Here is a 10,600-nt window from a genome sequence, read left to right on the forward strand (position 1 = left end):
GTTGCCCCGCCCGAACACCTCCAGTCGATTGCCCCCGAGCTTTATGAGCGGGAATGCGCTCGGGTCTCGGCCCGGTTCGAGGAAGCGATCCAATTGGCGGAAACGGCCTTTCTGGATGAATTCAATAGTCTGGTTTCGCATCTCTGCGAACGGATCAGTGGCAGTGGGGATCAAACCCCCAAAGTGTTCCGGGATTCGGCGGTTTCCAGGCTGCATGAGTTCTTCCAACGGTTCAAGGAGTTGCAAATCGGTTCTCATGACCAGCTCGAAACGCTCGTCGAGCAGGCCCAAGGACTGCTGAAAGGGGTGTCGCCTCAAGCCCTGCGGGATCAGCCCAGCCTGCGGCAACAGCTCTCCCGGCAGATGGGAGCGGTTCAGTCGCAGCTCGATCAACTCCTTGTTGATCGACCACGCCGGTCGATCGTTCGTCCTCGATCTTCTGAGGAGGCCTGATATGGATCGGCTGACCACGGACCTGCTGGTTCAACCCGATGGCTCGGTGACGACCCTCTACACGGAAGTGATCGATCTGGCAGCTCTGGGCCTCTTACAGATCGAACGGGCCAGTGATGTCGAACCTGACAGCACGGGCCACTGGTGGGCTCAGTTGCGGGAAGGGCCGAAGCTGGGGCCGTTTGATCGGCGGAGCCAGGCCCTGCAGGCCGAAGTCGACTGGCTGCTGGAGCATCGCCTCCTGAAGCGCTGAATTCTTCCTTCTCAAAGACTGTTCTTCACTCCCCGGTTCTCACCACTGTTTCGGCAGCGTGAGGGACGGGGAGTTTTTTTGTTGGCTGAAACAACACTGCTTCTCGAAAGGAGCCTCTCCCTCATGACTCGACGTGAACTCGAACGGGCTGTTTCTGAAACGACGGGCGACGACCTCGCGGTGATCCACCAGCGGGGGTTCGAACTGATTGATCTTTCGCCACCTCTGGCCGACGACGAACTGCTGGATCTCTACCTCGACTGGGATGCCCTTTAACTGTCAATCGCTGCTCACTGCAACCGCTGAACCCTGACGACTTAATCACTTACCAAACGACCCGCTCCCACCCGGACGCGATGGGGGCGGGTTGTTGTGTTTCTCAACCTGCATAAATTCCTCCTCGAAAGGTGTTCCATGCTGCTCTTCACACGCGGCGAAGCTCGCCGGGTATTGGCTGTGCTTCGTAAAGCGGGACTGGTCAACTTCTCCCGCCGCATTCAACCTCCTATCACACTGGTACAAGTGGGATCCCAGTTGCGAATTCTCTGTACCACGAAAGACTGCTGGGTTGTCTGGGAACGCGAACCTGGCTCTCACGAATCCCGCTCCAGCACACCCTCAGAACCTGTCACCCGCGTCACTGTTTCGGCGGAACTCCTGCGGGAATGTCAGGGGCCCGATGCCGAGGTCGTCACACTGGAAATCGATCAGGACGTCGTGAAGGCGAGTTGGTCTGTTTCGGGATTCGCGGTCGAGCGGGAGTTTCCGGTGTTCGATGCCCCCGACGAGCATCTCTTCCCGCATCCCCGGGAATACTTCTCGTGTCCGCCAGAGTTCCTGAGTGCCTTGCGGCAGGTGATGGCAGTTCGAGACAGCGCCAGCACGCGGTATGCCCTCAACTGCGTTCAGCTAAGTGGCACCCGTCAGCAGCTGGCGGGGACCAATAGCCGAAAACTCTTGCTTCACCGAGGCATTCAGCTCCCGTGGCCTGAGGATCTCCTCGTGCAGGGAACGGATCTACTCGAAGCTCCAGAGTTCCAGCGAGTCAAAACCGTGCGGATGGGCCGGACAGAACACGATCTCGTGCTGCAACTGGGACACTGGACAGCCGGGCTCAAGCTTAACACGGAGTCCCACTACCCGGCGGTGGATCGTGTGGTGCCGTCGCTCTCTGAAGAGACCACCCGGCTGGAACTGCATCCGCTCGATGCCACCCGGCTGGAGGAACTGCTGCACCGGATGCTCGAAACCTGTTCCAGCCGCTTGCCCACCATGCATCAGCCGCTGACAGTCGATCTGACGGGCGATGTCCCGATCGTCCGTTGCCGCACGAATCACTCTCCCCGGGCCACGGAAATCCGCCTGACCCGTTCCTCACGCCATGGCCAGCCGGGCCGGGTCTGCCTGGAAACCCGGTTCCTGGTATCGGCCCTGGAAATGGGATTCCAACAACTGGCATTCCACAAAAGTGACTCGCCGGTCCGGCTGGACCAGCACCAGCGGATCTACATCCTCATGCCACTCGACCCCGACAGCTTGATCGAACCGGGAGACGATCACGTGATCACCACCGGTCCGGAACCGGCTGACGTGGATCGAGCCCCTGTGTTCGATCAAGCACAGGGATTACCCGTCCGCCGTGCAGAACTGGCAATCGCTTAAAACGCTGCAGCAGATCGTCCACCACACAGACAAACCTGGCCGGGCCGCAGAGGGATCTCTCTGCGGCCTGAGCGGGTTTCTTTTTAGCTGTCAGTGGGGTGGGTCGCTTACGTACTCACTCTGACGACAGTCGGAATCAGTCTGAGGTGACATCATAGGGCCATCTCGCACGCTCTTCGAATGGTTAAGTGCCTCACAAGAAATGGGTTGTGGAATAATTACGAGTCAGGCCGAGGAATGGCACGCGGGGTGCCTTATGAGTCAATGCGTTGCCAACCAAGGGAGCCGATCATGATTCGAAACCTGCTCAACACGATGCCTCTGACAGCTCAGGATCTGGTGTTGGCACGGCGAGTCGTGTGTGGGTTGGTGGTGTTGGCAGTCTGTGGATTGATTTAATGAGCGGGGTCGCACAGGTTGCCCGTCCGCGGGCGACCTGTGTGCCAAAGGCAAAATAGGTTCGGGATTCCTGGATCTTGCGCCACTTTGAAAAACCTCGTGTGGCGTTGCCACCACGGTAGAAATCAGAATTTCAACCGGAGCCAGCCGGGAATGTGGCCACGCGTGCATGAGTGGTTCTTCGCAGATATCTTCAGCTTTTTGAACTGGGCAAAAATTCACCAAATCTGTCGTGGACAGTGTCTGGCGCAGACGATAGTTTGTTCAGCTATTGATGAATCTGTGGTTTCATTCCTAATCGCCGTTGAATCACTTCTGTTCTCCATGGTGAGCGGATCAACGTCGAAGGCAAAAATTTCTGAGGGAGAGTGTCATGCGGAAGTCGACTTGGCTGCGGATGGTGGCTGTGCCGGTGCTCGTGGTGGCCGCCGCCGGTGTCGTGAGCGTGACAAAATCAGCCTTCAGCCGCACGGCCGTTGCCGAAGCCGGTGTTAACGAAGAGATCAAGGGTGAAGGCCGTGGTGGTACGCGCGGTGATCTCCAAGGTGATTTCGGTGATATCAAGGGTGAAGGCCGTGGTGGTAAGCGCGGTGATCTCCAAGGTGATTTCAGCGAGATCAAGGGTGAAAACGGCGGCGGACGGAGGGGCGACGCCCTTGTCGATCCAGAACTGATTAAAGGCGAACGTGGTGGTGGGCGCGGCGATTGATCTTAGTCGCCGCTGGGCGTGAATTCGCCCCAGTTTGAAAACATGCCGCCCCGGTGGAAGCCCAGATCTTCGCCGGGGCGATTTCGTTCTTACTCTCAGATGTGTAGCACAGGTTGCCCGTCTGCGGGCTACCTGTGTGCCGCTAGGCACAAGAGGTACTGGTTCTTGGATCGTGTGGGATCATGAAGAACCTCCTGTGGCTGCGCCACCCCGGTAGAAATCGGAATTTCAACCGGGGCGACCCTGATGTCAACCAGGGCGGCCCTTAAGTCAACTGGGGCGACTCTCAAGTCGATGTGTAGCACAGGTTGCCCGTCTGCGGGCTACCTGTGTGCCGCTAGGCACAAGAGGTTCTGGTTCCTGGATCGTGTAGGATCATGAAAAACCTCCTGTGGCTGCGCCACCCCGGTAGAAATCGGAATTTCAACCGGGGCTACCCTGATTTCAACCGGGGCGACCCATAAGTCCACCGGGGCGACCCTGATATCAAACGGGGCGGCCCGTTCCTGCCGTCTTCCGCCGCGAGTTCAACATCACTCGACCCATTCGATCGGCACGCCCACCGTGCGGCCCATGACGTACCAGCGGGCTGAACTCCACTTCCAATCGATCGCGCGGGTCACCAATCCTGCCCGAACCGGATTCTCGTGGATGTAGGTCAATTTCTCTTTGAGTTTGGCCTGCTGATGAATTTCGAAGGCAAAGTACTTTGGCTGCCAGAATCGCTCGCCCTCGCCGAATTTCGATGCGTAGTGGTCGGCCTCGGATCGATACCACTCGCGGAGCCCCAGGCTGGATCGTCGTTTGAGGCTATGGACAAACCGACTGAGTTGGCCGGTCGTGGGAAGCCAGATCAATAGATGCACATGATCCGGCATCAATACGAATCCGACACACTTGGCCGCGTACTGTTCGAGACACTCGCCTAACCAGCCGAGAAAGATGCGCCGGGCATGGTCATGATCCAGCTGCCTGCGGCGTCGATCAATTGAGAACGTGATGAAATGCACGTAGAGTTGACTATCAATGATTCGCCGCTCATGTTTCATAGACGAAATCATTCAATGGGCATGGGTGAGGTGCAAGTGTTTTGTGCCTCCCCAAAAGTGATAGAAGTCGTCGCCCGTGCATGAACCTCTTGTGCTGGGGCACACAGGTAGCCCGCTGACGGGCAACCTGTGCCACCCTTTGGAACGTAGAAATCGGAATTTGAACCGGGGCGACCCTGAAGTCGGGATATTCCATGCACCGCTGGCTGTCACTGGTGATTCCCGGCCTCTTGCTGCTGGTTGCCTTTACGCAGCTCGCGCTGGTGAAACAGACTCGCCTTTCCCCCTGGAAGGGAGGCGGCTTCGGCATGTTCTCCACTCTCGACGCCCCGGATGCTCGTGTCATCCGCCTGGCTCTGGAACTTCGTGCCGCCGACCCCATGCCCGGCAGTTCCACCCCAGCTTCCACCCTTCCCGCATCCATCTTGTGGCCGGTGGATGTCGATCGACTGCCAAGTTCCCTCCGGCCCGCACTGGAACGTCTCACGCGGCAACCGACCAAGGCTCACGCCGAAGCGTTGGCCGAAGCCCTGCGGGACGCTCGCTGGAAGGTGAGCACGACCCATCGTGAAGCAGAGCTCGCGATGACGGGTCTTACGGCGAACGCTGTTCGTCTCGAAGTCCTGCGGCTGCGGCTGGATCCCGAGACGCGGGAACTGGGCCTCGTGCCACTCCTGCAATACGATGGGAGGCTCCCTTGAGACCGCTTCCCGAAGTTGGAGACATGGCCGAGGATGCCGCTCACCGCACCATCTGGCTCGACCGGCTGCTGGTGGGGACACTGCTGTCGCTGGCACTGCTGATGCCGGGACCGTGGTATGTGATCTTCTATCTGCGGGGGGCGGCTATTGCCGGTTGCCTGTTTGCGAACGTGCGGCGGGAACCCCTCTTCTGGGTGGCACTGGCCGCCTTCCAGGGGGCGGGCATCGCCATCGACTGGACCTACGCCGACAACCATCGCTATCTGGCTGTTTATTGGTCGCTGGCCCTGGCGTTGGGACTGAGCCTGTCCGGCACAGCGCAGTGGGATTGCCTTCGCGTGCAGAGCCGACTATTGCTAGGGTTGGTCTCGCTGTTTGCTACTGGCTGGAAGCTGTCGAGCGGCGAGTATCTCTCCGGCGACTTCTTCGAATACACACTCCTCACCGACGACCGCTTCAGTGCGAAGGTGCATCACCTGCTGGGTGTCCCAGCGACCGACCTGCGGGCGAACCGGCAACTAGTCGACACAATCCTCGCTTCAGTGCCAGATCTCGCTCAACCCATCACCAGCGGCCGCTTGCTCTCCAGCCCCTGGGTGCGTTCCTTCGCCCTGTTCCTGACCTGGAGTGGGGTGATCCTCGAAGGAGCCCTGGCATTCGTATTTCTGTGCCCCACCCCCGATAGTCACTGGGGCCACCGGCTGAATTGGGCACGCGACGGGCTCCTGTGGCTGTTCCTCCTGGGAACCTACGCCATCGCCCCCGTCCTGGGCTTTGGTGGTATTCTGGCCATGATGGGAGCGACCCAGACCACCTCCCTCCGCCGAGCCAACATCTACTTCGCCCTGCTGGTGGTCCTGCAACTGCTCGAAGTGACGTTTCAGTATCGGGTGTGACGGCAGGGGAGGGCGTGTTGCATTACTGAGCTTGGAGGCGGTTTCCGAGTTCCAAGTGAAATGCGGCGGTGATTGCAGATGAGCCCGCCTGTGGACCAATGGGCTACTTTCCAATTGCAGAATCCCATGACGCGACTCCCATCAACCGATCATGAGACGCTGCTGAAGAACCAGTGTGCGCGCCGTGCGCGCATCGACAAGAAGTGCGGCGTTCTTGAAAACCTGGTGCGAATTCGCAGGTTCGATCATCGAGCTGAAAGCATTTCATTTTCCGCGCGCACGGCGCGCACACCTTTTGGAGCCACTCCTCCTGCATCTCGGACCGTCAGCAACTGACATCGCGACTTCTGCAGCGAGAAGGGGTACTTCCTAAGAAAATCCCCTGCTTGATGATGGTGGTCACCATCAAGCAGGGGACGATCAGAGGCTGTTTTTCTCAGGTCAAGCTGTGCCTCGTCATGTGGGCGTACAGCCGTCATTCAGCCTTTTGATGTTGTCAGTTGCGGTCTTCCCGCAGTCCGGGCAGGGGTCAGTCAGCAATCTTCTGGGTGGCCGCTGCGTGATCTTTGCTGCCAATCGAGATGACGTGCCAACAAGTGATCACATCACCCGATCTCTTTCGAACGACGAGTCGTCCACCAGGCTTCTGGGTTTCCTTGGGTTCTTGATGCAAGTATCCTCGCTGCTTGAAAGCTTGGAGAACCGAGCTGGCGTCGAGTCGAAACTTCTTGTCTGTGAATTCCTGAAACTCGTTCGGATTGACCCAGAGCTGTTTCTTTTTCCGGTCGTAGTGCCACGTGGATTCTGCACCGCTCTGAGCTGCAGAACTCGCCAAGTTAACGGCCTTCATTTTGAGCGACTCGAAGACTGCCTCGAACTTGTCAACTCGATTCAAAGAAGAGTAAATCTCTGCTCGCATCGAGGGAACCACATCCTTCAACGCGGATCTCAACTCTGGAAAGCACCGTGGAAGCAGTTGGTTAGCCACACTTATCGTGGCCAAGTGCTTGGCAAGTTGGTCTTCCAAGGAATGGCGGCCCGGCAGTTGATGAAGTTCTTTGGCGTAAAGTTCGTCCCACAGTATTTTCCATTGAGACCAGGAGTCCTGGTTTTCGATCAGAAATCGAATGAACTTTCTTCCTGCATGTCCATAGTTCGACTTGGCCATACGTTGCAACTGGAGAACACGTACCCCTGTTTCCTGTGAGCGATCACCGAACGGTTGACAAGTGCATTCCAGAACTCGCCGCAGCGCCCCTTGATGCTCAACTAAGTCTAACAGTGGCGTCTCTCCTGTCGTAAAAGCGATCGTCTCGATCGTTTGGACGGCCTGCAATCTTCCATTTCGTAACCGATCTCTCGCTGTGCCATTGGCCAGAGAATAGACGAGCCGCTCCAGCAGATCTTTGCCAGCCTTTCTGACGAATGTGGTTTCGTCAATGAACATCGGAAGATCTCGTTGAGCCACCGCACGGCTGAGGAGTGCATTCTCAGTCGTCTGAAAGCTTCGAATCAAGCTGCTCTTGCCCGCGGGGTTTCCCCAGGCCGAGGCAGCAATCTGCAGTGCGGCTGTTTTGCCAGTCCCCGATTCGCAAGCCAGACTGAATAGGAAAGCTGGTTGATCAAGAATTCTCAGGAGTGGCGTAGCGAAGCTGGCCACTGTCATGAAACGAACCACCGGATCACCTGAAATGTCGCGAATCAGGCTTAGCCAGCCTTCGAGTGTTCCTTCCGTCTGGAAGGATTTTTGGAGGTCAGTGGCATTTGTATCAGAGAACGACAACTCCGCAGAGTCCATTTGGCAAGAGGGGCGTTCCTTTGCGGTGGAGATGAACTCCCGACCGTAGAGGAATCCCATCTGTTCCGTCCCTTGCGTTACTGAATCCTCATGCTCGACGAAGCCGGTTTGGTTGCTTCGTCGGATGCGCGGTAACTGGTTGCCAAAGTCCTGCAGGATTTGAGTGAAGTAGTTCGTCAAGAGTTGAACATTCTCTGGGAATACCTGCACCCCTTTGCCTAATAGGCCTTTGACTTTTCGATGGTCGACGGCATCGACCTTGTCCAAATCGAGACACAGAGATTTCTCCCGCGTTTGAATGAGCAGCCGAAGGCATCTGAAAGAACTGCTGTCCGGAGGTTGAATTTCTGCCAGGACCATAATCGGAGTGGCAGTGACCAATTCGTCACCAAAGTGGACTCCTTCGCTTGTCACCGTATAACCGGTGGGAATGAACTGCGGAATCTTGCCGGGAAAGGTAGTGAAGACCGTCGACAGTCCCGACCTACCTAACGATGTCTGGCTTTGACCACGAAATCGTTTCCGCAGTTGTTTCAACTCTGCCTCCAGCTCAGATTGCGGCTGCATGTCGAGGCCTAACTTGGAAAGCATCACTTGCAGTGATCCAACTCGAGTGTTGGGACAAGAAAGCTCTGATGTCAGCGCCATGATGAGCTTCGCGGCGTATACGAGTCGTTTCTCAGCGAGTTCAGAGAGTTCTAGTACAGGTGAGCTCTCCAAGGCGATGAGCAACTTGGGGTAGTTGTATTCTGCTCGAAAACTCCACCATAGAACCTGTGAATACTTCATCAAACACGGAATCAAAGTCTCCAATTCAACTTTTCTGAACTTCGTTAGGTTCATCATATTGACAATTGGCCTGACGTTGGCTGGACAATGTCCAATCAAATGGTCCAGATAGTTGGGATCTGATAGCTCAGCGAGACCGAATGAAACTGAGCGGCCATTAAAAGAAATCGAAATTTTTGCAGGTTTTCGTCTCCTCGCTAGTGTTGTTGAAGGGGATTGGGCACAAATGAGATTTCTGTTATCAGACATACATTATTCCGCGGCGGGAATTGACACCGATCCCCTCAGACCATGGTGGTTCATCATCTTCGAGAACTCCTTGGGAGGTAAAGGTACTTTCCATCGCCCATAGGCCATCGACAAACCTGATCTCGAACAGACCGCCGTCCCAGACGGTTCATATGGGAGATCACAAAATTTAAGAAGCATCAAGAGTTTGATTGAAAAGATCCTTTCCACTATCAGGACGAATGCGGGCAGATTTGCCCATTAATGTTGACCTTCCGATGGTCAGAGCCGGGAAACGACGGCAGTGGTTAGATTAGATGCCTTCTCATCTGGGGGCACCGTCCGGAGTACTACCCCGGCTATCAACGGACTAAATCAGGACGCTCGAAGCATTAACGTTTCAGAATATGCAACTCTTTCCATGTTTATCTAAGGAACTTTACGAAGCTTCCCCCGTTCGGAGACCTCCAAGAGGGGTGAGACAACGCATCTCACTTTCAAGTCACTCCGTCGGGATTCGGAAACTTTCTAGCCGTCTCAGGAATAGACTCAAACATGAGGGACGACAATCTCATGTCCTAGCTCTCACGATGATGTGCACTGATCCACAAGCGACCAATGATTCACCATGTGAGCTTTGTGGCACACAGGCGGGAGACGCTCACCGAGCACTTCTAGCGCCAGACGAGTTGTCTCGTTCGCCAGGGGAGTTACGTTCCGCAAGCGGGGAATGTTCGCGGAAAACCCAAACTTTTTTGGCCGAAGCTCTTCCAGAATCATGTAACCCCATGAGATGGAATTACTTAAAGAGGGTTCAATGCCCAGGCGACTCTTTTGATGAAGAGTCACACTTCTGGATCAGCGAGAAATTGGGTGTAAGACATCCTTGTGTGTGGATGGGATGATGGGACGCTGGTTGCTGCAAGTTCTGGCAAAGAAAGTTTGAATATTCGGCAAATCCAACTGACTCAGAGACTTGCTGGGTGTGTTGTCGAATAGAATTGCAGACATCCTGTTGTCGCCACGAAACGACGACAGTCTATTTTGGTTCTTTCCAGAGATCGCGGACCGCTTGGACATCACGGCCTGTGAAGTGTTGACGCCGGCGAGAGATTATCCATTGTCGATTCTTCGAGCGTTTGCATCAGCATGGCGGCCAACAAACTCAGCACGATGGAAACGGTGAAGACGTATGTTCCCCAGAGAGGTGTGATTCGAGTGCCGCCAGGAAATGTCTTGAAGGAGACGACGAGGACGGCGATGACGACAACATCCAGTAAGGACCACTTTCCGATTAACGACAAGATCTTCATGAAATGAGTTCGATGGGGTAAGACTTCGAGGCACAGTCCCAGCAGCAATAACAATTTCCCCAGCGGAAAGAGGAGTGAGAAGACGAGCAGGATCAATCCCATCAAGATGTCGCCATGAACAAATAGCGATTGGATCCCTCCCAGGAGTGAGTGGGATCGAGGTGTGAAAGATTCTCCGGAAACGATTCCCACGAATTGTTCCAGGGTTGGGTCTCCCAAACGAGGAGTCAGGCTGACCATGGGAGCCAGCACGCCGATCACGAAAGTAACTGCCGACAAGTATGTCAGCAGTAGCACATGATCCGCATTGAACGTCGGACGAGTGGGCCAAGTGGAGTTGGGCACTAAGA

Annotated in this window: 9 protein-coding genes and 1 pseudogene; 7 read left to right on the forward strand and 3 right to left on the reverse strand. The window is 55.8% G+C overall.

The window, feature by feature from the left end:
• The 5 genes and pseudogenes from A6X21_RS17070 to A6X21_RS17090 all read left to right on the forward strand — a co-directional run.
• A pseudogene (locus A6X21_RS17070) lies at positions 1–453 on the forward strand (hypothetical protein); the annotation flags it as partial.
• Between the two features lies 1 nt (position 454).
• On the forward strand, positions 455–706 hold the full coding sequence (locus A6X21_RS17075) for a hypothetical protein (protein WP_068850226.1): 252 nt from the start codon (positions 455–457) through the stop codon (positions 704–706).
• Between the two features lie 123 nt (positions 707–829).
• Positions 830–982: a hypothetical protein gene (locus A6X21_RS24790; protein WP_165603836.1), complete on the forward strand. Its 153-nt coding sequence runs from the start codon at positions 830–832 to the stop codon at positions 980–982.
• Between the two features lie 138 nt (positions 983–1,120).
• On the forward strand, positions 1,121–2,368 hold the full coding sequence (locus tag A6X21_RS17085; protein ID WP_068850231.1) for a hypothetical protein: 1,248 nt from the start codon (positions 1,121–1,123) through the stop codon (positions 2,366–2,368).
• A 772-nt stretch (positions 2,369–3,140) separates the two neighbouring features.
• Positions 3,141–3,476 (forward strand): hypothetical protein, encoded by a 336-nt coding sequence (locus tag A6X21_RS17090; RefSeq protein WP_068850234.1) that lies wholly within the window; start codon positions 3,141–3,143, stop codon positions 3,474–3,476.
• A 533-nt stretch (positions 3,477–4,009) separates the two neighbouring features.
• Here A6X21_RS17090 and A6X21_RS17095 read toward each other — a convergent pair.
• Entirely contained in the window at positions 4,010–4,525 is a 516-nt protein-coding gene (locus tag A6X21_RS17095; protein WP_068850237.1) for an REP-associated tyrosine transposase, read from the reverse strand.
• Between the two features lie 194 nt (positions 4,526–4,719).
• Here A6X21_RS17095 and A6X21_RS17100 point away from each other — a divergent pair, with 194 nt between their 5' ends.
• Together A6X21_RS17100 and A6X21_RS17105 are read left to right on the forward strand one after the other, a co-directional pair.
• Positions 4,720–5,226 carry a hypothetical protein gene (locus tag A6X21_RS17100; protein WP_068850241.1) on the forward strand — a complete coding sequence of 169 codons (507 nt, stop codon included), beginning with the start codon at positions 4,720–4,722 and terminating at the stop codon, positions 5,224–5,226.
• Positions 5,227–5,249: 23 nt separating this feature from the next.
• A complete protein-coding gene (locus A6X21_RS17105; RefSeq protein WP_068850244.1) occupies positions 5,250–6,122 on the forward strand; it encodes a hypothetical protein in 873 nt (290 codons plus the stop codon).
• A 529-nt stretch (positions 6,123–6,651) separates the two neighbouring features.
• Here the strand turns inward: A6X21_RS17105 and A6X21_RS17115 are convergent.
• Entirely contained in the window at positions 6,652–8,511 is a 1,860-nt protein-coding gene (locus tag A6X21_RS17115) for a DUF927 domain-containing protein (RefSeq protein ID WP_165603837.1), read from the reverse strand.
• 1,505 nt (positions 8,512–10,016) lie between these two features.
• Positions 10,017–10,595 (reverse strand): paraquat-inducible protein A, encoded by a 579-nt coding sequence (locus A6X21_RS17120; RefSeq protein ID WP_068850253.1) that lies wholly within the window; start codon positions 10,593–10,595, stop codon positions 10,017–10,019.
• Positions 10,596–10,600: the final 5 nt, after the last annotated feature.

This window comes from Planctopirus hydrillae, assembly GCF_001707835.1.
GTDB classification, from domain to species: domain Bacteria; phylum Planctomycetota; class Planctomycetia; order Planctomycetales; family Planctomycetaceae; genus Planctopirus; species Planctopirus hydrillae.

Bases quoted from the DNA above. Each gene is read 5' to 3' on its own strand.
- A6X21_RS17075 (WP_068850226.1), top strand. From the start codon at position 455: ATGGATCGGCTGACCACGGACCTGCTGGTTCAACCCGATGGCTCGGTG.
- A6X21_RS24790 (WP_165603836.1), top strand. From the start codon at position 830: ATGACTCGACGTGAACTCGAACGGGCTGTTTCTGAAACGACGGGCGAC.
- A6X21_RS17085 (WP_068850231.1), top strand. From the start codon at position 1,121: ATGCTGCTCTTCACACGCGGCGAAGCTCGCCGGGTATTGGCTGTGCTT.
- A6X21_RS17090 (WP_068850234.1), top strand. From the start codon at position 3,141: ATGCGGAAGTCGACTTGGCTGCGGATGGTGGCTGTGCCGGTGCTCGTG.
- A6X21_RS17095 (WP_068850237.1), bottom strand. From the start codon at position 4,525: ATGAAACATGAGCGGCGAATCATTGATAGTCAACTCTACGTGCATTTC.
- A6X21_RS17100 (WP_068850241.1), top strand. From the start codon at position 4,720: ATGCACCGCTGGCTGTCACTGGTGATTCCCGGCCTCTTGCTGCTGGTT.
- A6X21_RS17105 (WP_068850244.1), top strand. From the start codon at position 5,250: ATGGCCGAGGATGCCGCTCACCGCACCATCTGGCTCGACCGGCTGCTG.
- A6X21_RS17115 (WP_165603837.1), bottom strand. From the start codon at position 8,511: ATGCTTTCCAAGTTAGGCCTCGACATGCAGCCGCAATCTGAGCTGGAG.